This is a genomic window from Akkermansia sp. KLE1798 (assembly GCF_001580195.1).
GTDB lineage: Bacteria > Verrucomicrobiota > Verrucomicrobiia > Verrucomicrobiales > Akkermansiaceae > Akkermansia > Akkermansia biwaensis.
The window spans coordinates 174,841-198,805 of the sequence record NZ_KQ971082.1 but is presented as its reverse complement, the minus strand read 5'-3'; the positions used below and the strand labels follow the sequence as shown (position 1 = coordinate 198,805).

General features: G+C 61.6%; 18 protein-coding genes. 15 read left to right on the top strand and 3 right to left on the bottom strand.

Going from position 1 to position 23,965, the window contains the following annotated elements; genetic code table 11:
• The first annotated feature begins 2 nt into the window (after nucleotides 1–2).
• A complete protein-coding gene (gene bioD, locus HMPREF3039_RS07490; RefSeq protein WP_067573884.1) occupies nucleotides 3–644 on the top strand; it encodes a dethiobiotin synthase in 642 nt (213 codons plus the stop codon).
• A gap of 96 nt (nucleotides 645–740) precedes the next feature.
• Here the strand turns inward: bioD and HMPREF3039_RS07485 are convergent, their stop codons facing one another.
• Nucleotides 741–2,126: an alkaline phosphatase family protein gene (locus tag HMPREF3039_RS07485; RefSeq protein ID WP_067574095.1), complete on the bottom strand. Its 1,386-nt coding sequence runs from the start codon at nucleotides 2,124–2,126 to the stop codon at nucleotides 741–743.
• 80 nt (nucleotides 2,127–2,206) lie between these two features.
• Between HMPREF3039_RS07485 and rph the strand changes: the two genes are divergently transcribed.
• On the top strand, nucleotides 2,207–2,992 hold the full coding sequence (gene rph, locus HMPREF3039_RS07480; RefSeq protein ID WP_067574093.1) for a ribonuclease PH: 786 nt from the start codon (nucleotides 2,207–2,209) through the stop codon (nucleotides 2,990–2,992).
• 189 nt (nucleotides 2,993–3,181) lie between these two features.
• A complete protein-coding gene (locus HMPREF3039_RS07475; protein ID WP_067573882.1) occupies nucleotides 3,182–3,940 on the top strand; it encodes a type II secretion system protein in 759 nt (252 codons plus the stop codon).
• A 561-nt stretch (nucleotides 3,941–4,501) separates the two neighbouring features.
• On the opposite strand, the gene HMPREF3039_RS07470 is transcribed toward HMPREF3039_RS07475, so the two are convergent.
• Complete coding sequence (locus HMPREF3039_RS07470) at nucleotides 4,502–6,580, bottom strand: alpha-L-fucosidase (RefSeq protein ID WP_067574091.1); 2,079 nt, start codon at nucleotides 6,578–6,580, stop codon at nucleotides 4,502–4,504.
• 193 nt (nucleotides 6,581–6,773) lie between these two features.
• Between HMPREF3039_RS07470 and HMPREF3039_RS07465 the strand changes: the two genes are divergently transcribed.
• Both HMPREF3039_RS07465 and nadD read left to right on the top strand, forming a co-directional pair.
• Nucleotides 6,774–7,451 carry a M23 family metallopeptidase gene (locus HMPREF3039_RS07465; protein WP_067573881.1) on the top strand — a complete coding sequence of 226 codons (678 nt, stop codon included), beginning with the start codon at nucleotides 6,774–6,776 and terminating at the stop codon, nucleotides 7,449–7,451.
• A 28-nt stretch (nucleotides 7,452–7,479) separates the two neighbouring features.
• Nucleotides 7,480–8,067, top strand: a complete 588-nt coding sequence (gene nadD, locus HMPREF3039_RS07460; RefSeq protein ID WP_082770167.1) for a nicotinate (nicotinamide) nucleotide adenylyltransferase — start codon at nucleotides 7,480–7,482, stop codon at nucleotides 8,065–8,067.
• A 17-nt stretch (nucleotides 8,068–8,084) separates the two neighbouring features.
• On the opposite strand, the gene truA is transcribed toward nadD, so the two are convergent.
• Nucleotides 8,085–8,879: a tRNA pseudouridine(38-40) synthase TruA gene (gene truA, locus HMPREF3039_RS14145; protein ID WP_067573878.1), complete on the bottom strand. Its 795-nt coding sequence runs from the start codon at nucleotides 8,877–8,879 to the stop codon at nucleotides 8,085–8,087.
• A 153-nt stretch (nucleotides 8,880–9,032) separates the two neighbouring features.
• Between truA and HMPREF3039_RS14140 the strand changes: the two genes are divergently transcribed.
• The 10 genes from HMPREF3039_RS14140 (at nucleotide 9,033) to HMPREF3039_RS07405 (ending at nucleotide 23,797) form a co-directional block, all read left to right on the top strand.
• Nucleotides 9,033–10,298, top strand: coding sequence for a hypothetical protein (locus tag HMPREF3039_RS14140; RefSeq protein WP_067573876.1), 1,266 nt, complete (start codon nucleotides 9,033–9,035; stop codon nucleotides 10,296–10,298).
• 1 nt (nucleotide 10,299) lies between these two features.
• Complete coding sequence (locus HMPREF3039_RS07445; protein WP_067573874.1) at nucleotides 10,300–15,453, top strand: hypothetical protein; 5,154 nt, start codon at nucleotides 10,300–10,302, stop codon at nucleotides 15,451–15,453.
• Nucleotides 15,440–17,071, top strand: a complete 1,632-nt coding sequence (locus tag HMPREF3039_RS07440; protein ID WP_067573871.1) for a phage terminase large subunit family protein — start codon at nucleotides 15,440–15,442, stop codon at nucleotides 17,069–17,071. Before HMPREF3039_RS07445 ends, HMPREF3039_RS07440 begins: the two co-directional genes overlap by 14 nt.
• A gap of 110 nt (nucleotides 17,072–17,181) precedes the next feature.
• Nucleotides 17,182–18,078, top strand: coding sequence for a L,D-transpeptidase family protein (locus HMPREF3039_RS07435; protein ID WP_167506764.1), 897 nt, complete (start codon nucleotides 17,182–17,184; stop codon nucleotides 18,076–18,078).
• On the top strand, nucleotides 18,056–18,688 hold the full coding sequence (locus tag HMPREF3039_RS07430) for a sugar O-acetyltransferase (protein ID WP_067573869.1): 633 nt from the start codon (nucleotides 18,056–18,058) through the stop codon (nucleotides 18,686–18,688). Before HMPREF3039_RS07435 ends, HMPREF3039_RS07430 begins: the two co-directional genes overlap by 23 nt.
• Nucleotides 18,689–18,786: 98 nt before the next feature.
• Entirely contained in the window at nucleotides 18,787–19,041 is a 255-nt protein-coding gene (rpsO, locus tag HMPREF3039_RS07425) for a 30S ribosomal protein S15 (protein ID WP_067573867.1), read from the top strand.
• Nucleotides 19,042–19,189: 148 nt separating this feature from the next.
• The gene (locus HMPREF3039_RS07420) at nucleotides 19,190–19,807 is read left to right on the top strand and encodes a TetR/AcrR family transcriptional regulator (protein WP_067573865.1); all 618 of its coding nucleotides are present in this window, start codon (nucleotides 19,190–19,192) and stop codon (nucleotides 19,805–19,807) included.
• Complete coding sequence (locus tag HMPREF3039_RS07415) at nucleotides 19,804–20,814, top strand: HlyD family secretion protein (protein WP_067573863.1); 1,011 nt, start codon at nucleotides 19,804–19,806, stop codon at nucleotides 20,812–20,814. Before HMPREF3039_RS07420 ends, HMPREF3039_RS07415 begins: the two co-directional genes overlap by 4 nt.
• A gap of 11 nt (nucleotides 20,815–20,825) precedes the next feature.
• Nucleotides 20,826–22,385, top strand: coding sequence for an MFS transporter (locus HMPREF3039_RS07410; RefSeq protein ID WP_067573859.1), 1,560 nt, complete (start codon nucleotides 20,826–20,828; stop codon nucleotides 22,383–22,385).
• Complete coding sequence (locus tag HMPREF3039_RS07405; protein ID WP_067573857.1) at nucleotides 22,382–23,797, top strand: efflux transporter outer membrane subunit; 1,416 nt, start codon at nucleotides 22,382–22,384, stop codon at nucleotides 23,795–23,797. The genes HMPREF3039_RS07410 and HMPREF3039_RS07405 overlap by 4 nt, the downstream gene beginning before the upstream one ends.
• Nucleotides 23,798–23,965 lie beyond the last annotated feature (168 nt).

Genomic DNA, 23,965 nt, shown 5'->3' with positions numbered 1-23,965 from the left:
TCATGAGGAATTTTATCGTTACCGGAACTGATACGGAAGCAGGCAAGACTTATGTGAGCTGTCTGATTGTGAAGGCCCTGAGGGAACGGGGCGTGAACGCCGCGGGATTCAAGCCCGTGGCCTGCGGAGACAGGCAGGATGCGCGGCTTCTGCGGGAGGCGGGGCCGGAAGGCCTGACGCTGGATGAGCTGAACCCCGTGTTTTTGAAGAATGCCACCTGTCCCTATGTGGCCGCCAAGCTGGAGAATACACAGGTGGATGAAGACGCCATCCGCCGCGCCTATGAGGCTTTGGCCGCTGCGCATGACTGCGTATTGGTGGAAGGCGTGGGCGGCTGGGAGGTGCCGATTGCGGCAGGGCGGAGGTTCAGCGATATGGCCGCGGATTTCCACCTTCCCATTCTTCTGGTGATCGGCAACAAGCTGGGAGCCATCAATCACGCGTTGCTGACCCTTGACGCCATCAAGGCGCGCGGATTGGAGTGCCTGGGCATCATTTTCAACAATGTGAAGGATGAATGGGATACGGCCTGCGTGACGAACCGGAGCATGATTGAGGAGTTTTCCGACGTGCCCGTGCTGGGTGAATTGATTCACGGGCAGGATTCCCTGGACGTGGACGCCCTGCTGGAACGCCTGGGCTGACGGGTTGAGACTCCCGGAATGAAAGTGGTGTCCGGGCAGAAATCCTGAGTTTTTCTCCGTGGAAGTGCGCCTTCCTCCGGCTGTTTCCTTTTTATTTTATTGGCAGCCGGAGGCGAAGGCCGCCAAAATGGCTTCATGCACGTCCCGCGGAGAATGGACCTCCGGCAGGCCGGCAGGACCGATGAAGACGGGCTGCTGGGAGTCCGGTACGTTGTCCCGGCCGTGGGAGCCTTTCACCTGGTCCCCGTTGAGAGGGATGACTTTCATCAGGGCACGGAAGCCGAGTTTCTTTTTCAGCAGGAACAGGGCCGCATGGAGCATGGGGAAGGAAAGGGCCGGGTCAAAGAACATTTCCGCGGGGTCGTAGCCCGGTTTGCGGTGAATGTCCACGCAGCGGGCGAAGTCCGGCGCCTTGGTGTCGTCCATCCAGTAGTAGTAGGTAAACCATGTGTCCGGGGCCGCCACGGCGGTGAAGTCCGGCAGACGCTCGCAGGCGGCAGGGTTCAGGCCGGAAAAGTCCGTCTCCCGGATTTCCTCCACGCCGGGGGTGGCGGAGAGCAGGGCTTTTACTTCTTCCCGTACGGAGGGATCGTTGACGTAAATCTGGGCCACTTGGTGGTCGGCCACGGCAAAGGCCTTGGAGGCTCCGCCGTCCAGCATTTCCGTTCCCAGTTCCGGCTTGACGGTGATCCAGCCGCGTTCCCGGAAGAGGCGGTTCAGGGCTACCGTGCGGGAGACGTCGGAAATGCCGTATTCGCTCACGACAATCGGCGTGACTCCCTCCCGTTCCAGGAAGTCGATCAGGTCGCAAAGAAGATCGTCCATGGCACGGGCCGCTTTGGCAGCCTGTCCGGAAGAGGGACCGAATTTCTGGAGGTCGTAGTCCAGGTAGGGCAGATAGACCAGGTTGAGATTGGGGCGGTATTTTTGTTCAATCCACCGGACGGAGTCCGCAATCCATTGCGTGGCGCCGATGCCGGCCATGGGGCCCCAGAACGTGGGGAAGGGGAATTCACCCAGGTCCCGCTTGATGGTTTCCCGCAGGTCCATGGGCTGCGTATAGATGTCAAAGATTTTGCGGCCGTCCGCCGGGTACATGGGGCGCGGCGTGATGCTCCAGTCCGCGGTGGAGTACATGTTGTACCACCAGAAGAGCTTGGCGCAGGTGAAGGAGGGACCGTACAGGTTTTTCAGCTTCTCCCAGATGCGCGGCCCCTGCACCAGTTTGTTGGATTGCTTCCAGAACTGAACCTCGCTCATGTTCCTGTTGTACCAGCCGTTGCCTGGGATGGCGTGCTCCTCCGGGGAGAGCCCGGTGATGTAGGAGCTCTGCGCCGTGCAGGTGACCGCCGGAAAGGCCGGAGGGAAGGAGGAAACGCTCTGGCGTTCCGCCCAGGCGGAAAGCCTGGGCATATGTTCCATCATCTGGCGGGAAAGGGCCACTGCATCAAGGACGGCTACACGGGTGGCGGGAAGTTTCATGGGAGAAATATTACCGGTTTGGTGGAGGAAATCCATCTTTCCATTTGAAAAAACGCTCCGCATCCGTCATGATTCTTCGCATGGAACGTCAGGATAAACGACTTGTGGACCAGTTGCGCCCGATCAGCTTTGAAACGGGCATCGCTCCGAACGCCACGGCCTCCGTGCTGGTGACTTTCGGACGGACGAAGGTGATTTGCGCCGTCACGATTGAAGAGGACGTGCCGCGCTGGATGAAGGTGCAGCGCGTGGAGGGCGGCTGGCTGACGGCGGAGTATTCCATGCTCCCTTATTCCACGCTGGACCGCAAGCGCCGCGACATCACGGCGGGCAAGCTGGACGGACGTTCCAGCGAGATTCAGCGGCTGATTGGCCGTTCCCTGCGGGCTGCCGTGGACCTGGGCAAGATCGGCGCGCGCACCATCTGGGTGGACTGTGATGTTCTCCAGGCTGACGGCGGAACGCGGACCGCTTCCATCACCGGGGCTTCCGTGGCTCTGGCGATTGCCGTGAACAAGCTGGTGGCTGCGGGCAAGCTGGCGGAATCCCCCCTCAAGAGGCTCGTTTCCGCCGTGTCCGTAGGAATGCTGGAAGGGGAAGCCCTGCTGGACCTTTGCTACGTGGAAGACAAGGACGCAGAAGTGGACATGAACCTGGTGATGACGGACCGCGGCGAGTTCGTGGAAGTGCAGGGTTCCGGGGAGGAAGCCGTCTTTACCGCAGACCAGATGAACAGGATGCTGGAGCTGGGACGCAAGGGGCTGGACGAGATCGCTGAACTTCAGCGCCGCGTCATTGCGGAGGCGGACAAGCCGGACGCCGGAGCGCTGGAAGATTTGAGCGCCTTTTTCGGCCGGGGCAAGTAAAGACGTTTTCCATATTTCTCCGGGCAGGGAAACGTCCTGTATTTCCGGGAATCCGGAACCGCCTTTCCAGGTCCGAGAATTTTGTGAGAATATGCTTGTCCTGACTAGGAAATGACGTTAATAGTAGAAACGAACATAGATAACCACATGCGGTTTTCTTAAACTGTAAACATTCCATTAGATTCAACAATGAAAGTATCTTTTGCAACACGCCAGTTACGCCGGGGTTTCACCCTGATCGAACTTTTGGTCGTTATCGCCATTATCGCGCTGCTCGCGTCCGTGGCGTATGGTCCCATTATCAACCAGATCAACAAGGGAGACCAGATGCAGGCCCTGACCAACATGAAGAACGTGGGCGTGGCGATGAACGAGTTCAAGTCCAACAGCAAGCTGGGCAATTTCCCGGACGATATCACCGCTGACCGCGTGGTGGCCCAGCACAGCTACATGGCTGGCCTGGGGCCGTTGCAGGGCGACACCTCCAATGACTATTTCCGCCAGCTTCTGGCCAATGAGTCCGTGTCTGAAAGCAACTTCTACGCCAAGGTCCAGACTGCTTCCGGCGGTTCCACCGTCACTCCCGACGGTGAAATCTATGACGGCAAGGCCCTGACTCCTGGTGAAGTGGGCATTTCCTACGTGATGCGCAAGGGTGAGAACAACAAGAAGGTGGGTATCGGCAGTTCCGTTGGCGAATATCCCCTGATGGTTACCTCCGTGCTTCCCGGCGATGACGGCTCCACAGTGGTTGCCGGCAATGCTGTCCGCTTTGACCCGGAAAGTTTCCGCGGTAAGGTACTGATCTTCACGACCGCCCAGAGTGCCAAAACACTGGAACTGAACGACAACGACGACCTTCAGGATACCTTCATTCCCAAGAGAAGGGGCAAGGATATCAGCGACCAGTTCCTGATCCTTACTCCTGATTTCAGCGGCCAGGAATAAGTCTTTTCCCAAGTCGGCATGATTTTGTGGGGCGCGTCCTTCGGGGCGCGCCTTTTTTGTATGTGTGTATTGCTGGAGAAAGGCATTCTACTTAGACTGATGGGAGGCTAATGGAAGACTGGCAGACGGTTTTAGAATGGCAGGATAGGGAAAAGGATGACGCAAGGCAGTTCCATCTAGAAAGACTTTCCTTGGCGTTCCTTCCTTTCCGGCGGAACCGGGCAGCGTTCTTCCATCTGCCCTGCTGAGAGGGGCCTTGGAGAATACGAAGGATTCATTCGGTGGTTTCGGAACCTCCTGCTCTCTGGCGGGCCCCTCTGGTTCGGGCTGCCTCCTGATGCGCCTCAGAAGAGGGATGAGGAATAGATTAAAGGGGAAGTCGAGAACGGGAGCCGTCCATTATTCCGGAACTCTTTTTTCAAGGAGCCATAGCGTTGCCTGAAAGCCGTGAAACAGAGAAATTCCTCTCCAGCGGATAAATGCGCCTGTTCTTTTTCATGGGCATAAAAAACGTCCCGGTCCTTTCGGGCCGGGACGTTCAAACAAGCGGCGCTGTATTCGCTAGCCCTGGGCGGGAGTGCCGAAGACATTGATTTCCGCGGCGGAAGCTCCGCTGCCGTCCAGCGCATTGGTTCCGGTAAAGCGGAAGTAGCGCACGGATTCGTCGACATTCTTGAGGTTGACGTTTTGTTCGATGGGATTGGCGCGGAGATTGGAGAATTCTCCCTCTGCCGCCTTTTTCCAGGTTTTGCCGTCCGCGCTTACTTCAAACTGGTACTTGTCCGTCATGCCTTCCGTCTTTCCGTCCTGGCGCGGCAGGTAGGAGAAGCTGGTGGCCCGGTAAGGCTTGCCCATGTCCACCACGAAGGACTGGGGAACGCCGGCAGTGGCGGTCCAGGAGGTTTCCGGGTTGTCGTCAATGGCGGCGGCCGCATTGCCGGAGGTGGAGCTTTTCACTTTCCATCCGGTTTTGCTGATTCCGAATTTTGCCTGGCTGACGGGGCCGAGCTTGCCGTTGGCAAACTGGCAGCGTGCCTTGACGACTCCGCTTTCGCTGAATTTGGCTCCCTGCGAATAGACAGGGGACCCGGCCTTGGGTTCGCTTCCGTCCGTCGTGTAGAGGATTTTGTTCTTGCCGTCCGCCAGGATGATCAGGTTGTCGCCGCGGCGGAAGATGGATGGGCGTACGGCTCCCGCAGGCTGGCGGAACAGGGCGAATTCAGAGATGCAGGGCGTAGCCTGGCTGCCCGTGATGCGCAGGCGCAGCTTCTGGGCGGTGATGGGGCGGTCAAGCCGGCGCATGACCTGGTTGCCGATGGTTTTCCCTCCGTTGTCGATGCAGACCCATTTGCCCTTGATGAAAGCGTCGATGTTGAAGGAGTCCACACGCTGGCCCAGGCGGATTTGTTCGCGCAGTCGGATGACGTCAAAGGTGGCGGGCTTGGGCAGCGTGATGACGGCGGAGGGCGTCAGGTTGTCGTCCTCCACGGCCCAGTAGGTGTCCAGGTTGCCGTCCGTCATGTTGGAAGGAGAGAATTTCTTGTCGTTGCCGCGGGTTTGGCTGGCCGTGGCCGTGGCCCCCAGAGCGAAGTTCTTGGCATACAGCTTGTCACGCAATTCCTTGAATTCCATCAGGGACTTGACGTCGGCGGGGTCCAGTTTGCCGGTCTTGTCCGCGGCCACGTTCAGGATGAGGTTGGCTCCGCGGCCTACGGAGTCAAACCATACCTGCATGAGTTCTTCCGGGGACTTGACGCGGGAAGCCTGGCCCTGGTGCCAGAACCAGCCGGAATGGTTGATGGTGGTGTCTCCTTCCGCGGGCACCCAGCGTTCGCCGCCGCGCTTGCCGGTTCCGCCACCGCCGCCGTTCAGGCCCACGGTGCTCCAGTGGGGATAATTGACATGTCCCTTTTCAGAGCCACCCCAGCGGGCGTCTCCATAATGGCCGGCGCCCCAGATGATGCAGTTGGGCTGGATGGAGCGGATCATTTCCACGATCTTTTCAAAGTTGTAGTATTTCTCCGCATCGCCGATGTTGCGTTTTTCACGGGCTCCGCCGTAGTAGCCGTCGCCGCCGTTGGCTCCGTCAAACCAGATTTCAAACACGGGGCCGTAGTTGCTCAGAAGTTCCCGGATTTGCTGGTAATAGGCTTTCAGGTAGCCTTCCTTGCCGTATTCGGCGTGGTTGCGGTCCCACGGGCTGAGGTAGGTGCCGAATTTGATGCCGTGCTTCTTGCAGGCCAGGGCGAATTCCTTGACCACATCCCCCTTGCCGTTTTTCCACGGGGTTTTCGTGATGTTGTGTTCCGTGGACTTGGTGGGCCAGGCGCAGAAGCCGTCGTGGTGCTTGGCCGTGTAAATCATGCCCTTCATGCCGCCTTTCTTGAAGGTTTCCACGATCTCGGAGGCGTTGAAATCCGTGGGGTTGAAAATTTGCGGGTTTTCGTCTCCGTATCCCCATTCCCTGCCGGTAAATGTGTTCAGGCCAAAGTGGATGAACCCGTAAAATTCCATGCGCTGCCAGTTCACCTGCTGGGGAGTAGGCACGGCACCGTAAGGTTTGGGAGGGTCTGCGGCCTGTCCGGGCAGCATGAGAGAGGAAAGAGCGGTTCCAACAAAGAGGGGCGCAAGCTTGTTCATGGAGAATATATGTGTTGCAGAAATACGCAGAATGCTCCCTCCTTCTTTCATAGAGGGGCTTTGCTGTCAAGTTGAAAGGGAAACGGTGCGTTCCGGACGGGGGAACGGCTTGGGTATTTTAACTGGGACATACTGAGAATTCCGCTTGATACGGGCATGCGCGCTGTCTAGCATATGGAAACTTTTTTCCCCTATGTTCTACTTCCGTTTTTTACTGCTGGCCCTGTTTTTTCTGACCGGGACGGCCTTCATCAGCGAGAGCGCCCCCGTTTATATGGCCAAGCGGGACAGCAAATTTGCGCTCGTCCCCCTGTGCGACGGCTTTGACTTTCCGGTGGGCAAGCCGGACGGCAAGGGCTATTACCGTTCCCGCGGCCTGCGCCTGAAGAGCCCGCGGCACATGGGCGAGGACTGGAACGGAAACGGCGGCGGCAATACCGACCTGGGAGACCCCGTTTATTCCGTGGGCCACGGCGTCGTCACGTATGCTGCGGACGCACGGGGCGCCTGGGGAAAGGTGGTGATTGTCCGCCACGCCTTCCGGGAGCCCAAGTCCGGCAAGGTCCTCTGCTGCCAGACGCTTTATTCCCATTTGAATGACATCAACGTGGTGCTGGGGCAGCTGGTGCTGCGCGGCACCCAGGTAGGCACCATCGGCACGAACCGCGGCATGTATCCGGCCCATCTTCATGTGGAGTTGCATTACAATCCGGACGTGAACTGCGGCCATCAGGGGATTCCCAAGACGGAACGCAATTACGGCCGCCTGACGGATTTCATCAACCGGTTCCGGCGCCTGCCGCTGGAAAAGAGGATGGTGCGCGTTCCCATCGGCGGGTTCCTTCCCTACAAGGGTACGGAGGGACTCTGATTTCCTGCCTTCATGGAGGTGACGGACGGTGAAGTTGTGCATTTTCGGCGGTTCGTTTGATCCCGTGCACGAAGGCCATGTACGCGTGGCTTTCCGCGCCAGGGAGCGTTGCGGCCTGGACCGCGTGCTGTTCATGCCCTGTTCCCTTTCCCCGCTGAAGGAACAGGCTCCTTCCGTTTCGGACGCCCGGCGCTGCCGGATGATTGAACTGGCCCTGAAAGGGCTGGACTGGGCCGTATTGGACCGGATGGACTTGAATTGGCCCCCGCCTTCCTGGTCATGGCGGGTGGCGGAAAGCGTGGCTGCCTGCCATCCGGGAGCGGAATTGTTCTGGCTGATGGGCAAGGACCAGTGGGATTCCCTGGAGAAATGGGGCCGCTGGAGGCATCTGGCTGACATGGCGACGTTCATTGTGTACCACCGGGGCGGCGCTCCGGCCCCCAGGGAAGGGGTTCGGGCCGTTTTTATTGAAGGGGATGAACCAGCATCTTCCACCGGCATCCGGGAAGCCTTGCGCGCGGGCGTATGTCCCGTGCCTCATTTGAATCCGGAAGTGGAAAGCTTCATCAGAAGGGAAGGACTGTACGGCGTTCCGCGGGGAATGGCGGAAAAGTAATCGCCGGAGGCCGTTTTTTATTGCTCCGGCCTGTTTTCCGGAAAGGAATCCGGGTAATGCACCTGCATCAGGGTAAGGCCGTCCGGCGGCGCGCAGAACGGGCTTTTGTCATCCGGGCGCGGGGAACGGATGAGGCGGTTTAATTCCTCCAGCGTGATTTTCCCCCGTGCCGCCTCATGGGCCGCGCCCGCCATGAGGCGCACCATTTTATAAAGGAAGCCCGTGCCCGTAAATGTCATGAAGGTGTGGTTCCCTTCCCGCCTCACGTCCGCACGGGTAATGGTGCGCTGGAAGTAGTCTTCCGGGATGGGGCGAGGCTCGTTGCCCCTCAGGGCGGCAAAGGCCGTAAAGTCGTGTTCCCCCAGAAAGAGCCCGGCGGCTTCCGCCAGGGTGTCCAGGCTCCAGGCCAGCGGACGGTGCCAGACCAGGCCCGCGTCAAACGGGTTCAGGATGGGTTCGCTGGAAATGCAGTAGCGGTACGTTTTCCCCGTGGCGCTGAAGCGGGCGTGAAAGCCGGGGTCCGTGTACTCCGCATGGATGACCCGGATGGTGCGGGGCAGGCGGGTATTGATGGCCGCAGGCCATTTGTCTGCGGGAATGCGGTGGGTGTCCGGCGCATCCACGTGGAAGACCTGCCCCAGGGCGTGCACTCCGGCGTCCGTCCTGCCGGACCCGTGGATGCGGACGGCTTCCCCGAAAAGGGTTAAAAAGGCGCGTTCCAGCTTGTCCTGCACGGTGCGGCCTCCCGGCTGGCTTTGCCAGCCCAGGTAGGGGCGGCCGTCGTAGGCGGTGGTGAAACGGATGCGGGGCATGCAGGGGATTGTGTTGGAATGCCTCCGTTTTGGCAAGAGGCAAGTAAGGGAGACAGTGACGGTTTGGAATGGATGACCGGTGTTCCGTCCGCTCCCTAGCTTGAAAGCCATTAGAACATGGCTATACGAATACAGGATTTTGGAATGTCGCGCATGGGGCCGGATCTGTCCGGAATGATCCCGCTGGATGCGCTGGAAGCCCAGGCCGCAGGCGTTCGCCGCCTGTCCGCCGGGGTGGCGGATTTGGCGGGAACGGCAGGGAACATGCTGGCCGGGATGCAGGAGGTGAGGGACGCCGGACAATGGGCCGAGGCCCGGGACGGCCTCTACCGCTTTGAACAGGACGTGATGCGGGAGCTGGATTCCGCTGGCGCCGCGGACGATTTGCAAGCCAGGTGGAAGAAGGCCCTGGCGGACAGGCTGCCTTCCTACCTGCCGGAAAAAATGTCCGGCCGCGTGAAGGGGCGCGTGGAGGCGGCGCGGGAAAATCTGGCCGCCGCCGGAAGCATTTACCTGGAAAAGATGTCCCGTCTTGGCCAGGTGGAGCAGGCGCGCCGTTCCTGGACCGGAAGCGTGGAGTCCGCCGTGGAGCAGGGGGATGCCGGACTGGCGGAACGCAGGATTGAAGAGGGGACGGGCGTGTTTGTGACCGGTGAGGAAGCCGGGCGCATGGCGGAGGACGCGCGCGACCGGGTTGCTCTGAACCGGGCTGTGGAAGAAGTGCGCCGGGACCCGGCGGCCGCTCTGCCCGTCGTTCGTGCTGAACAGGAGGGAGCCTCCCTGAATGAAATGGAAAGGAAGGTGGCCCGGGAAGCTGAAGCGGCCTATGGGGAATTGAAACGGCGGTATGCGGATTCCATTTTCCGTACCGTGGCCGGCGGCGGCATGCTGCGCGACGAAGGGCTGGCGAATGCGGAGAAATACGGCCTGGTCAGTTCTGGCCAGTTGAGACGTTATGCGGATGCCCGTGACCGCATGCGGGAGGCGGAGCTTTCCGGCATCAGCTTCCCGGCGGATGCGGGGCTGCTGTGCCGGATGACCCGCCTGATTGACGAGGACTGCGGCGGTGACGGGGATACGGACGCCGTGATTGAGGTGGCTACTTCCGGACTTCCCGCCGGACAGGTGAAGATGCTGGCCGAGAGGCGGGAGGCGATGAAGCAGGTGCCGCAGGAGGTGCGCCGGGCGGCTTCCCGCCGCTTGTCCTCCATGTTCCGGAACGGGGCCTGGGGACCGGTGACGGATGCGCGGGCCGTGGAGGAATGGAAGCGGGTGCAGTGGGCCCTGCTGGATGCCGTGAAGAGGAATCCGGCGAATGCCGTCGCGGAGATGGAGCGGGTTTTTGAAGAGGAAAACCGGATGCAGGATGCCGGATGGGTCGGCTTCCGGGATATGAAAAACAGGAAGGAGAAACAGTAACATGAAAGCGGAATGGGAAGAAGGGCAGGGCGGCTCGCTCCTGCAGGAAGAGGCTCCGGCGGAGGAAACCAGGAAGACGGAGGCGGTTCCGGCACAGGCTGCGCCTGCCGCAACCGTGGAGGATGCGGGACGCGAGGCGGCGGAGCGGGAAGAGTACTGGAACAGTGTGCTGACGGGGGATGTGGCAACCATCCCCCGGGAGGTGCGGCGTGAGGCGGAGGCTATGTACGCCCCCGGCATGGCGGACGGCGAGCGGGTGGCCGCCTGCGTGATGCAGTCCTGGGTGGCGGACACCGGAGGGATTCCGCGCGAACGCATCCGGAAGGACTGGGGGCAGATAAGGAAACAGGTGGCGCGCCAGTACGGGGCTTCCGGAAAGTCCGACAACGAGTTGTTCGTAGCGGTCTCCCAGCACAACCAAGTGCGCCTTTCCCAGCGGGAGACGCTGTTTGAACTGTACCAGGAGGCTTATGACCGGGCCCTGGCGGGGACTTCGGAAGAGCCGGACGAACGGCGACAGGAGGCCGTTTCCCGCTGGCCGGAGGATTTGCGGTCCGTGGCGGAGAAGATGAGGAGCAGGGCCGTCTCCGACGCGCTGGATGACCGGAACCGCCTGTCGGAAGCCGCAGACGTGATACGGAAGGGGCTGGAAGGCCTGGTGGCCAATGAAGAGCCGCCGGAAGGCGGCTTCCCTGCCGTGCAGGTGAATTGGAAGCCGGTGAAGGGCATTCCGGACGTCGTGCGCGCCGTGGACTGTCTGGCGGGGCTGGGCGGCGATGATCGGCAGAAGGTGTTCCGCATGATGGCTCCTTACATGCGTTCCCGGCCCGGTTTCAGGACGGCCCTGGAGTCCGCGCTGAAACGCGGGGCTGCGGAGACGGCGGAAAATGTCGGCCAGTTTGCCGTGAACGGTGCGGCCTGGGTCATGCCGGACGGAACAACGAAGGAGGCCCTGGACCGGTATTCCCGGAGTTTTGAGGACCTGAGGAATTTTGCGCGGATGGAATTCGCCCCTCTGCGCGGGGGCAGGGATGCACCGTGGTTCCGTGAAATGATGGTGGACATGGCTCAGCAGGGCGCATCCACGGCGCTGGCGTTTGCCGGGCCCGCGGGGCTCGGCGTGTTGATGGCCGGGGAGACGGGCCGGCACATGGCGGATGCGCGGCGCATGAATCCGGACGGCGACTTTGACGCCCAGATGGACGGGGCCGTTCTGTCCGGCGGCGCAAACACCCTCCTTTCCTTCGGAATGACGAAGCTGGGGCAGAAAATGCTGGGCCAGGGCATGCGCTCCTTCCAGTCCATGCGTGCCGCGGGAAGTGTGGAGGCCGCCGCCGGAGCGGTTCTTTCCGGAACGGGCGCCCTTGCCGCGGATGCCGTGAAGATGGCCGCGGAGAACAAGCTGATGGAACTGACCCCCATGCTGGCTCAGGAAGGGGTCGGCCTGGCCACCGGAAAGGAATCCGGCGTGGACTGGGAAGGATGGAAGGAGAGGCAGCTTTCTCCGGACGACCAGTTGAGGGAGGCCGGCATGATGATGCCTTTCCTGCTGATCGGGGCGGGGAAGGCGGCCCTGCATCACTTCCGCCATCCGTCCTCCCTTCTGGGGGATGGGACTCCTCTCAAGGTGTTCGGCATTCCGGACGATGAAGCGGCCCGCATTCTGCGGGAAAAGGACGTGTACCGGGCCGGGGAGCTTTTGCAGGAATCCCTGCGCAATTCCCCGCTGTGGGGCTCCCTGTACATTTCCGGGAAGGCGTTGGAATGGTCCCGCGCCCTGGGCGAGGGCGGAGAACCGTTTTTGAGGACGGAACGGGAGGTGCGGGATTTTCTGGAGCTGCCTTCCCCCGTGCGTTCCAAACCGTGGAGCATGGCTGACTTCCCGGAATCCGCGGAAGCGTTGAGGAAGCTTTCCCTGCATCCGGACCATGCGGAGGTGCGTTCCCGGTGGCTGCTCCGCGCCGGCCTGCCCCGCGTGGGAGAATCGCTGGACGCGGAGGGAAGGACGGCGTACGGCATGGACCCCGCCCCGGGTTCTCCGCTCAAGCGCGTTTCCGGAAAATCTTCCGCGGAGGAGGCCCTTTCCTCCTGGTATGAATTCCTGTGCCGGAAGGAGGCGGAGGACCTGGGCCTGATCCGCAACAGGAACGGCCTGGAAATTCCGTGGCGTCTGCGCAATGAGACGGATTACGACATGCGGGCGGAAGACGTGCGCCGCTCCTTTGTGGCGGAAAGGCTGAAACAGGGCGCCGCCCGCCCTTACAAAATGCTTCTGCTGGCTTATCCGGAGGAAGCGGGCGCCGCGGTGAAGTTTTCCCGGCAGGACTGGGACGCCGTGACGCGGGAAATGGACGGAAGAGCCCGTGCGAATGTATATGAGGGCGTCATGGAGCGCGTGCACGGCGCTTCCCAGGAGGAAGTGGCCGGCCACGTGGCCGGAAGGCTGTGGCAGTCCTTCTGCCGGGATGAATACAGTTCCGGCAGGGCGCGCCTCTGGCTGGAGGAGGGGAGCTCCCTGCTGAACGCTCCGGAGCTGCTGGAGAATTCCTCCACTCCGGAGGGGCTCGTCTCCTCCCTGTCCCGGATGAGCGCGATGATGTCCCGGCTGGGAGACAGGGAGCGCCAGTCCGTCAGCCCCGAATTGCAGGAGATGAACCGCTGCGTATGGGGAGCCCAGGCGGACGTGAACAGCCTGTTCCACGTGCTGCCGAACATGGCGGATTTTGACGTCTGCGTGGGGCGCGGCTATACGCCGGTGGAAAGTTACTCCCGCCTGCTGTCCCGCTATCTGGAAACTTCTCCCGGACGGGCGGCGGAATTTGCCTCCGTGCTGGATGCGGACCGGCTGTCCGCCGGGCCGGAAGAGCCTGCCCCCCGTATCTATCCCGGTACGGAGAAGGCTGTGGAAAACCTGTCCTGCCTGACGCCCCGCCTGTTCCAGTCCTCGGGCGTCCGCGGGAACGGATTGTGGAGAGTCCGCTATCCCTCGGGAACATGGTCGGCGTGGCATTCCTCGCGGGAGGGAGCCGCGGCGGACCTGATGGCGAATGTCTCCATGATGTTTTCCCCGGCCTGCATTGCCAAGAAGGATTTGATCCGCGGGTGGCGGTGGCATGCCGTCAACGGACATCCGGAATGGGACCCCACGCATTTGAGGCTGTCCGGTGGTCTGGAAAATGCTCGCGGCGAGCGTCTCCCTTGCCTGTATGACGGTCTGACGGCCCTGGCCGTCTCCGACATGCTGAGGGCGGGCTACGGCTTCCGCGGAGCCTCCGGGTCCGGAGACCTGCTGGAAGTGACGGGCGCAGGACGCGTGGCCGCGGAAAAGCTGATGAGCCCTGACGCCCTGCGGGAGCGCATGGACATCCACGGCAAATACGTGGGCGGCGTGCAAAGGCTGGGCGTGGATGCGGACAACCAGCCCGTGCCCACTGCCAGGGGATTGGTCATGCACCGCCTGCGTCTGCATAACACGGCCAATCCCCTGGCCCTGATTGAGGACAAGGCGGAAGTCGTCTGGGACCGTCTGATGCGCACGGAACAGCTTTCCCCGGAAGCGGCCTGGGAAATGCTCAAGCGCATGGGGCGTGTCCCGCGCCGCAAGGCGTTCCCCGGAGAAACGGAGCTGATCGAGGAGCTGTCCCAGCTTTCCAAGGAATATTTCTTTGCCAGTCTGGACCATGAAGCCGTGCCGGAAACGGTGGCCGCATGGGCGCGTTACGGCGCGGCCAGCCCGGAAAGGGCCCCGCAGCCCCTCGCGGAACTGAGCCGCCGCGCGGCTGCATTGAACGGGATGCTGAAAGATGGAAAGGATGTGGACGCCGGATTTCTGGACATGCTACGGGAAACCGTGGGAATGAACGGGCGGATACGGGCGGAACGCGCCTGGAGCGGGAACGGGAGTGCGGAAGTCCGCCTTCCGATGATGGAACGGTACGCTCACAGCCTGATGGCGGGGCATGTTCTGTCCTCCGTGCCCGTCCATGTGCGGACGGACCTGGAAAGGGCTCTGGCTTCCCTGGACGGTTATGAAGGCGGTTCCCTTCGCCGGGCGGGGCGTCTGGCGGCGGCGCGCATGGTGGAGCTGGCCGGGGCCTTGCGGGAATTCCCGGATCTGAACTCATGGCGTCCGGACCCGGACCGCCCCGGCCTGTACCTGCATTTGGTGCGCAAACCGTTCAGAGGCGCGAAAAACGCCTTTCCGCGGACAGTGAACGGTTCTCTGCCTGCTCCGGTTCTGGAGGCTCCCTCCTACGTGGAGGATGACTTTTCCGTCCGGCGCGGCGTCTCCACCCCCGCCGCCTGGCGCGGCCGTCCGGACGTGGCCAGGGCGGTAGAGACGCTGGAGACGGTGAGGCGTGACTTTGCCGGCCGTCCGGAAGCGGCGGAATCCGGCATCGTCTGGCAGGGAAGGAAATACCGCGTGGATTCGGAAGCGGCTCCGGAGGGAGTGACGTCCGCCTGGACGCGCGAGGTGCCGCTGGATGAAGCGGCGGTGCTGATTGACATGCTGGACCGGAGGCAGCAGGAAGTACGTGGAGGCATGCTCCCCTTCCTGCCTGACCCGGAAGAGGCGCGTGCGATGTACGCCACTTGTGTTCTTTACCGTGATCCGGATGATCCGGGGCATACCGTGCGCCTGATGCCGGGCGTTCCGGAAAGCCCCGTGAAGGAGGCGCGTGCGCCGTACGTGGTGCATGCCTGGAACGGAGTCTATCTGGACGGGAACGGCCGCCCCGCCGTCTCTGAACGGGAATCCTACATTCCGCTGGAATGCTTTACGGGGGCGGGTGAAGAACCTTCCGCCGCCGTGGCGCGGGAAAGCCGCGGCCGTTTCCTGGGCCGGATTCTGGAGACCTTCGGTGATGCCGCCGCACAGGAACGGTACTGGTGGAATGCGGACCAGGCCGTGGGGTGCTTCATGGAAGACGTGATCAGGCTGTATGAGGAACAGGGCGTGAGGGAAGACTATCTGCGCGGCAGGCTGGACCTGTTTCATCCCGTGATGGTGCAGGGGCTGCGCTTCGTTTCCCACGTGCTGAATGACCCCCTGGCGTTCCGGCTGCCGCTGGACAGGGGAACGGATGCCCTGAGGGCGATGACCCGGGAGGGCGTGTTATTGAAGGAATTGATGCAGGAATATGAAAAACCATGAACATTTGACGGAATCGTGGAGTCTGCCGTGGCAGTCTGTCCTGTCCAGCCAGCTCTGGCGGCTGGAACACCTGTACTGGATAGAAAACAAGGCGGGCCAGCTCCAGCGCTTCTCCATGAACAAGGCCCAGAGGCGGCTGCATGAAGGGCTGTGGTACCGGAACGACATTCTGAAGGCGCGCCAGCTCGGCATCTCCACGTATGTGGCCCTCCTGATGCTGGACATGAGCCTGTTCCGTTCCAACTTCCACTGCGGCATTATTGATAAAAGCCTGCCTGACGCCCAGGCAAAGCTGGCCAAGCTCCACTTCGCGTGGGACCACTTGGACTACCTGCCGCCGGAACCCTCCGCCATGGATGTAGCGCTGGCGCGCCTGGGGGAAAGAATCAAGCGCATGTCCGGCGTGGAAAAAAAGGGGGAATGGCGCCCCTGTACGGCGGCGCTTACCCGGCTGGCTTTCTCCAACGGTAGCGATGTCCGGGTGGGCACCAACCTGCGCGGCGGCACGATGCAGTTCCTCCATGTTTCCGAGCTGGCTCACGTCTCCGTGCATGCCCCGTGGCGTGCGCGGGAAATCCGCTCCGGCGCCATCAATACCGTGCCGCCCGGCGGCTTTATCCTGAAGGAAAGCACCCATGAAGGCGGCCGCTACGGCGTGAACTACGAACTGACGCGGCAGGCCATGGAAAACATGGGCAAGAGCGAGCTGTCCCCGCTGGACTTCCGGTTCTTCTTCTTCAGCTGGTTTGACCAGGAGGAATACTCCCTGCCGGGGCGCGGTAGGTGGAGCAGGGAACTGGATTCCTACTTCCTCTCCCTGGAGCGGGAAACGGGCGTGAAGCTGGACGCGGGGCAGAAGCGGTGGTATGCCCGCATGGCGCGCGTGATGGGCGCGGCCATGAAGCAGGAATATCCGGGAACTCCCCAGGAGGCGTTTTCCACCGGCGAGGAGGGAAGCATTTACGGCAGCCGCATCATGGCCCTGCGGGAGCGGGGACGCGTGGGAATGGAATTCCCGGCGGATCCGGAGGCTCCCACATTCACGGCGTGGGACCTGGGCCTGAGCGACCATACGGCTATCTGGCTGGTCCAGGTCATGGGGGACAGCATCCACTGGCTGGACCATTACGCCGCCAACCAGCAGCCCCTGGCCCACTATGCGGAAAAAATAAGGGAATGGGAAAAGGAATACGGCCTGACGGCAACGGCCCACCTGCTGCCCCATGACGCCGCACGCCGGGACGCGCACGGCGTTTCCTACGTGGAAAACATGGCGAGGCTGGGGCTGGTCAACGTGCGCGTGGTGCCCCGGACAACGGATGTATGGCGCGGCATCAACATGCTCCGGGAACTGCTGGAGCGCAGTTTCTTCCATGCCCGCACCCAGGAGCGGGCGCGCAATCTGCGCGGGGAGGAGGAGCCGGGAGGCGTGGAGCATCTGGAATTGTACCGGTCCAGACTGCCCGGAACGGGCGGTTCCCTGGCGGAAAGTCCCGTGCATGACGCCCATTCCCACACGGCGGACGCCGCCCGCACCTTTGCGGAAGCCTGGTCCCACGGACTGCTCCACGGACCCGGAGACGAGCGGCCGCGCCGCAGGAGGGCCAAAATGTGGTGAGGGAAAGGAAAAGAACCGTTTTTTTGATTGATGGTTGACAGTTTCGTCAAAAAACGGTTCTTTTTTCCGGCGTTCCGTTGTCTAACGGAGTGATGCTGCCGCACGAAATAATGAAATTGCCCCGTTTTTCCCTGCCTGCCCTGTTGTTCTGTATTCCGGTTCTGGTAACCTCCTGCGGTACTGGCGGGTGGAATGCCTCTCTTCCTCCGGCTTCCTCCACACCCGTGGAGGAACTGACCGGGTATTTTGAGGGGAAGGGAACCATCCCCGGCCATCTGCTCAAGTGGGAGGATGATCCTTCCCTGCCCGGAAAGCTTCTGATCGTGGTGGACAAGAAAAAGCAGATGATGTACGTTTACCGCGGCACGCACCGCATAGCTTATGCTCCCATCAGCTCCGGAAAAAGCCACGGCATGACGCCGGACGGCTATTTCCGCATCTCCTCCAAGGACAGGGACCATCATTCCTATTACGGGACCTTTGTATCAAGTGACGGAAGCCAGCGGGACGGCGACATCAGAAAGGAATCCCCGAGGGCGGGCGAAAGGTTTGAGCCGGCCAAAATGCCCTACTTCATGAGGGTGAACGGGGCGGTAGGCATTCATGAAGGGTATCTGCCCGGCCATCCTTCCTCGCACGGGTGCATACGCATTCCCCATCTGATTGCCGCAAATCTCTTTGAGGTCGCCCCGGTGGGGACGCGCGTCATTGTCAAATACGGCAGCTGGAACGTTCATGACCTGCAGAAGAAACCGGATTCCCACTTCAAAACGGTGCACAGGCCCTCTCCGGACAAGTCGGGAGTAACCGGGGTAGCCGGGTCTGGCGGGAATTCTTCTTCCCCCGGACTGGAAGTTCCTTTAAAGTCGGAACAATCCGCAGGAAAAAATGAAGAGGCCTCAGCGTCCTCGGGCGCTTCGCCCGTGGCGGAATCCTCCCTCCCTTCCTTTTCTCCAGCGGAGGCGGCATCCCCTTCTCCCGGCCATGGACTCCCACCAACTGAATAACATGCTCTCCGGGCGTCTGTACGACGCCCGCGATCCGGAACTGGCCGCGCGGCGCCTCAGGGCCCGCAGGCTGACGGCCCGTTATAACGGTGCGGACCCGGAGGATGATGAATTGCGCCGGGAAACGGCCCGCGAGCTCCTGGGAAGCGTTGGGGAGGGGTGCTATCTGGAGCCCCCGTTCAGGTGCGACTACGGTTCCAACATCAGCCTGGGGGACCGCGTTTACGCCAATTTCAATCTGGTTATTCTGGATTGCGCCCGGGTGGAAATTGGAAACGACGTGCTGATAGGCCCGAATGTAGGCATTTATACCGCGGGTCATCCCGTGGACCCCGGCCTCAGGCAGGAATGCCTGGAATTCGCACTGCCGATCGTCATTGAAGACGGCGTCTGGATAGGCGGCCACGTGGCGGTGGCTCCCGGTGTGCGCATCGGCAGGAACTCCGTGATAGGAGCCGGAAGCGTGGTGACCCGGGACATTCCCCCCGGCGTGGTGGCCGCGGGCAATCCCTGCCGCGTTCTGCGGCCCATTGCGGAAAGAGACCGCGAATTTTATGCCGGAAACAGGCGCGTGGACGGCAGGGCGGAGACAAATTCCCGGATGCCGTGAAATTTGAATTGCCTTTAAAGGGCGATCGTGCATAGTTGACGCCCTCACAGTGTCGATTAGCCGCTGCCACGAGCTAAACACATTCAAGAAAAACACTCATGAGTAACGAAATCAATCTGCAGGAATTCAAGATGCACGAAAAGGACTCCGGTAGCTCCAGCTTCCAGATCGCCCTTCTGACCAAGCGCATCGCCCACCTGACCGCCCACCTGGGAGAAAACAAGCACGACGTTTCCTCCCGCCGCGGGCTGCTGAAAATGGTGGCTCTGCGCCGCAAGCTTCTTGACTACGTCAAGCGTGAAGATCTGGCCCAGTATCAGAGCCTGATTCAGCGTCTTGGACTGCGCCGCTAAGCGGAGGAGCATATTCCCGTTTGATACGGCCGTTGCGTTTTTCGCGGCGGCCGTTTTTTGTGGCCCGGTGTACGGGTTTTCCTGCCTCCGCCAGGATGGGAAGGAAGGCTTGACTGGCTGAAAATGTCTGTTAGCCTGACAGACATCTATGGAACAGATGACAAGAATCCAGCAAAATACGCTGCGGAGGATTGTGGAGGCGGCCATTGAATTGATGAGCGAGCGGGGATTTCACCGGGTCAGCGTGCAGGAGGTCGGGAAAAAGGCAGGCATTTGTGAAAAAACCGTATTCCGCTACTTTGCGACGAAAAAATCCCTGCTGGATGAAATCATCCGGTACAGGGCGTACGCCAGCGAACTGAAAAGGGAATTTGAAAACGGCAGGACCTGGAATCTGGAGCATGACCTAAAACTGGCGGCGCGGCTCTACTTTCAGGAAACGAAGGCCAAGAGGAACGCGTTCCGTGCCTATCTGAGCGCCCTGGATTCCGTGGACACGAACGGGGAGGACTTTCTGCGCGATCCGCGGGAGCTTCACGCCTTCCTGTGCGACTACATGACCGCCATGCAGGAAAAGGGGAAGGTCAGGGCGGGGGATGTGCGCCTCATGGTGCGAGCCTTCGTCAACACGCTGCACGGGTACATGCTCATGTACTGCCTGAATGACGACGGCAAATCGTGGGGGGACAAGGTGGCTTCCATGAAGCTGACCATAGACCTGTTCATCCAGGGATTCTCTCAAACCGGCAATTCCGTCACTGCATGAGCAAGCATCTGAAGGCCGTTTCCCTGGGAAGCATGGCTCTGGCGGCTGCGGGCGGCATCATCTGGGGAGTCTGGCATATCCGGGAAAGCCGTTCCATGAGTACGGACGACTGCCGCGTGGAGGCGAGCATCGTGTCCGTGGGCACCAAGCTGGCGGAACGGGTGGTTGCCGTGGATGTGGAGGAAGGAGACACGGTGAAGAAGGGACAGACGCTCGCCCATCTGGACGGCCGGGCCGTTCAGGCGCGCCTGCTGGCCGCGCGTTCCAGAGTCAAGCTCATGCAGGCCAGGTATGATGAAATGCTGGCGGGATTCCGCCCTCAGGAAATCGAATCCCAGCGGGCCAAAACCGCCCAGGCGGCCGCTAATCTCGAACACGCACGGCGTGATTACGAGCGCATTGAAAAACTGGTGCGCGACCAAGCGGGTATCAGCTCCGCTGACCGCGACGCCGTCCGGGCCTCCTACCTGGCGGCCCAGGCCGTGGAAAAGGCGGAACGGGAAAATCTGGCCCTGCGCCTGGAAGGCTACCGCGAAGAGGAAAAAAGGTCGGCCCAGGCCCAGCTGGAGGCGGCCAGGGCGGAGCAGGATGAACTGGAAGTGCTGTGCGAGGAATGCGTGATCAAATCCCCCGTGGACGGAATCATTGCCCGCAAGCTGGTGAACGGCGGGGAAATGGTCAGTGCAGGGCAGAAACTCTTCTCCATCGTGGACAGCCATGACATCTGGCTCAATGTCCGGGTGGAGGAGACGAAAATAGGCCGTATCAGGACGGGGCAGGAAGTGCGGTTCACGCTGGACGGCTATGACGGCCGGGTGTTTTACGGAAAGGTGTATGAAATAGGCGCGGCCTCCTGCGCCATGTTCTCCCTCATCTCCACGGAAAACGTCAGCGGTTACTTCACCAAGGTCATGCAGCGCTTCCCTATCAAGGTAAGCCTGCCGGAAAGCGGGGACGGCGTGGTATTCCGGCCCGGCATGCAGGGCACGGTTTCCATCGGTTTCTGATCAGGGGCGTTATGGGCGGAAATGCGGATGAAAAGGAAATGTCCGGAGCGCGGCGGTGGCTGCTGCTGGGGATGGCCTGTGCCTGCACCATGCTCACGTTCCTGAACATGGGGTGCATCACGGCTGCCACGCCCGACCTCTCCGGCACCTTTGTCGTGGGTACCCTGGACGTTTCCTGGTCCGGGGCGGCGTGTCCGCTGGGAACGGCCCTGTCCTTCACCGTGGCGGCGTACTTGTGGGCGCGCCTTGGATTGAGAAGATCGCTGCGGACGGCACTGCTCCTGATGCTGGCCGGGACGCTGGCTGGACTGGCGGCGGACCATTTCTTCATCATGGTTCTGGCCCGTTTCCTTCAGGGGACGGGAGGCGGCCTGGCCCTGGTTTACGGCACGGGCCTGGTCAATGCCGCGCTGCCGCCGGAGCGCCGCAGCCCGGCGATGGGAGCGAAACTGTGTTCCATCGGGCTGGCTTCCTGTGCAAGCCCGGTGGCTGGATGCCTGCTGGTCCAGTACTGGCACTGGAAGGGGCTGTTTGTGATCGTGGGCGTGGCGGCCGCCCTGCTGGCGGTTTTGACGACCTTGTATGTCCCCAACACGAAGATTCCCAAAAACGGAAAATTTGACTGGTTCTCCTTCCTGGCGCTGGCGGCGGGGTGTGTGTGCATCCTGATGGTGCTCATTTACGGGGAAACGGACGGCTGGACGGCTCCCGGAGTCCTGTGCTGGATGTACGGCGGATTCTGCGCCTTCGTGCTGGCCGCCATCTCCTGCATGACCCACCGGACGCCCCTGCTGGACGTCCGCGTGCTGGGAAACTGGCGGTTTCTGTTCGGGCTGCTGGCCTCCCTGTGCAACATCTTCTGCATTTGCTGGGTGCGCGTGGGAACGGTGCAGTTCATGCGCAACGTCATGAACTACGAGCCCGCGGGAATCGCATGGGTGTTCCTGGTGCTGGTAGCGGGGTTCTGTGCCGGTGCGGCCATCGTTCTGCCGCTGATGCAGAAAGGCAGGTTGGCCCTGAGGGTGGGCATGATGGCGGGACTGCTGGGGCTGGGTTCCTCCGCCTTCTTTCTGTCCCGGCTGGACGCCGGCTGCTCCTGGCTGGACGTGGCGTGGCCCCTGGGCCTTTTCGGTGTCGGGTACGCCTTCTGCCTGAATGTAGCCACGCCGCTCGCGCTGCGGGGAGTGGAGGCTAAATCCGCCGCGGCTTCCTCCCGGACGCTGAACACGGTGCGCTACGTCTTCATTTCCATGTATGTCGGCAGCGTGAGCACCGTGCTGGCCCACATGAAGACGGGGTACCGCTTCGACATGGCGGAACAGGTCCGGGACGACTCTCCCGGCACGGTGCAGACGCTCGACATGTGGCAGCGGCATTTCTCGGAAACGGGAGGGACGGCGGCGGACATCCATGCCTCCGTGAACGCCATGCTGAACCATGCCGTAGCCTTGCAGAGCCAGGTATTTTCCGTGGATGCCTTTTATCTTTGCACCGTAATCGTGGGGGCCGCCGGAGTCCTCTTTGCGCTGCTTTGCCTGAAATCCGGAAAGGAACGAAACACAGCTTCATGAATACTCTGGTCTCCCTTGTTTCCGTATCGGCGGCCGCGGCCCTTCTGCTGGCGGCATGCGGCGGCCCGGCTGCATTTGAAAGGCCCGCGATGGACATTCCGGACGGAACGGCCCGGTCTTCCCCCGTGGGAAAAAACTGGTGGTTTGTCTTCCACGACGGAGCCCTGAACCGGCTGGAGGAAAAAGCCGTGGAACACAACCGCGATCTTGTGCGTGCTTCCGCGCTGGTGGACCGTGCCGCGGCCATGGCGGCGGAGGCGGGGGCCTCCCTGATGCCGCAGGCCGGATTTCAGGCGGAGGGGAAAAGGCAGGAACTGTCGGAGGGTGAGCGCTACATGAACAATTTGCCGGACCGCGCCAGGGATCTGTGGGGCATGTCCGGGGTGCTCTCCTACGAAGTTGACCTGTGGGGAAGGCTGAGAGCCCTCACGGAAGAGGCCCGTGCGGACCTGCTGGCCTCCGCCGCGGCGCGGGATGCCGTTTATCTGAGACTCACCGCGGAAGTGGCCTCCGCCTACATCAATGTTCGGACGTGGGAGGAAAAATGCCTCATCATCCGGCATGTCCACGCCTCCTACGAACAGACGTGCTCCATGTATGAAAAGCGGTTTGTTCAGGGACAGTATCCGGAACTTGCCTTGCGGCGCGTTCAGGCGGAGCGGGCCAAAACCCTGGCCCAGCTGAAGCTGGCGGAAAACGAGCTGTCCCGCGCGGAAAGCGCTCTGGCCGTGCTGGTGGGGGACAGCCCCCGGCAGATCATGGCGGGAAGACGCCTTACCGGGGGCCGGGAGGATCTGCTGGCGTCCCCTCCTTCCATTCCGGCAGGAATACCGGGGGATATGATCGAACGGCGTCCGGACATCTGTGAACTGGAAGCCCGGTTGAAAGCGGCCTTTTACGGAAAGGCGGCGGCGCGTGCGGACAGGCTCCCCTCCCTGGTGCTGACGGGCAGGCTGGGGCAGGTCAGCACCCGACTGGAAGACCTGCTGTCGCGCCCGTCCAGGAACTACGATATGGGCGCGGGCATCTTGCAAACCTTGTTTGACGGAGGCAGAAAGCGCGCCGCGGTGCGGGCCGCCTCCGCCGAATGCACGGCTGTGCAGGCCGCCTATGAACAGGCCGTGCTGAACGCCTTCCGGGAAATACGGAATGCCCTGGTGGAGCGCCGGAAAAGCGCGGAAGCCTACGAGGCTTCCCGGGACGAGGTAACCTGCCTGCGCCGGAGCTGGGACATTGCCTCCAAACAATATGAAGCCGGGTACCTGGGGCTGATGGACGCCCTGGACACGCACCGGAACCTGCTGAGCGGGGAGCTGGACATGGCGGACGCGGCGCAAATGCGTTTGAATGCCATTGTCAAATTCTGCAAGGCTCTGGGCGGCGGGTGGCAAAGGAGGCCGGATTCCGCATGAGGGAAAACTGCGGAAAGGCGCGTTATCGAACTATTTGCTTGCATTATCCTTGACAGGGACTATGCTGGCATCCGACGTTCGGGGACTGTGTTCCCGCTCGTTTTTCATCGGGCATGCCTTGAGAAATTTTCGGATTTTCACGGGCTGTCAGGCCGGTAAGACTGGCAT

Coding starts and splice junctions, on each gene's coding strand:
- bioD (WP_067573884.1), top strand. CDS start 3: ATGAGGAATTTTATCGTTACCGGAACTGATACGGAAGCAGGCAAGACT.
- HMPREF3039_RS07485 (WP_067574095.1), bottom strand. CDS start 2,126: ATGAAACTTCCCGCCACCCGTGTAGCCGTCCTTGATGCAGTGGCCCTT.
- rph (WP_067574093.1), top strand. CDS start 2,207: ATGGAACGTCAGGATAAACGACTTGTGGACCAGTTGCGCCCGATCAGC.
- HMPREF3039_RS07475 (WP_067573882.1), top strand. CDS start 3,182: ATGAAAGTATCTTTTGCAACACGCCAGTTACGCCGGGGTTTCACCCTG.
- HMPREF3039_RS07470 (WP_067574091.1), bottom strand. CDS start 6,580: ATGAACAAGCTTGCGCCCCTCTTTGTTGGAACCGCTCTTTCCTCTCTC.
- HMPREF3039_RS07465 (WP_067573881.1), top strand. CDS start 6,774: ATGTTCTACTTCCGTTTTTTACTGCTGGCCCTGTTTTTTCTGACCGGG.
- truA (WP_067573878.1), bottom strand. CDS start 8,879: ATGCCCCGCATCCGTTTCACCACCGCCTACGACGGCCGCCCCTACCTG.
- HMPREF3039_RS14140 (WP_067573876.1), top strand. CDS start 9,033: ATGGGGCCGGATCTGTCCGGAATGATCCCGCTGGATGCGCTGGAAGCC.
- HMPREF3039_RS07445 (WP_067573874.1), top strand. CDS start 10,300: ATGAAAGCGGAATGGGAAGAAGGGCAGGGCGGCTCGCTCCTGCAGGAA.
- HMPREF3039_RS07440 (WP_067573871.1), top strand. CDS start 15,440: ATGAAAAACCATGAACATTTGACGGAATCGTGGAGTCTGCCGTGGCAG.
- HMPREF3039_RS07435 (WP_167506764.1), top strand. CDS start 17,182: ATGAAATTGCCCCGTTTTTCCCTGCCTGCCCTGTTGTTCTGTATTCCG.
- HMPREF3039_RS07430 (WP_067573869.1), top strand. CDS start 18,056: ATGGACTCCCACCAACTGAATAACATGCTCTCCGGGCGTCTGTACGAC.
- rpsO (WP_067573867.1), top strand. CDS start 18,787: ATGAGTAACGAAATCAATCTGCAGGAATTCAAGATGCACGAAAAGGAC.
- HMPREF3039_RS07420 (WP_067573865.1), top strand. CDS start 19,190: ATGGAACAGATGACAAGAATCCAGCAAAATACGCTGCGGAGGATTGTG.
- HMPREF3039_RS07415 (WP_067573863.1), top strand. CDS start 19,804: ATGAGCAAGCATCTGAAGGCCGTTTCCCTGGGAAGCATGGCTCTGGCG.
- HMPREF3039_RS07410 (WP_067573859.1), top strand. CDS start 20,826: ATGGGCGGAAATGCGGATGAAAAGGAAATGTCCGGAGCGCGGCGGTGG.
- HMPREF3039_RS07405 (WP_067573857.1), top strand. CDS start 22,382: ATGAATACTCTGGTCTCCCTTGTTTCCGTATCGGCGGCCGCGGCCCTT.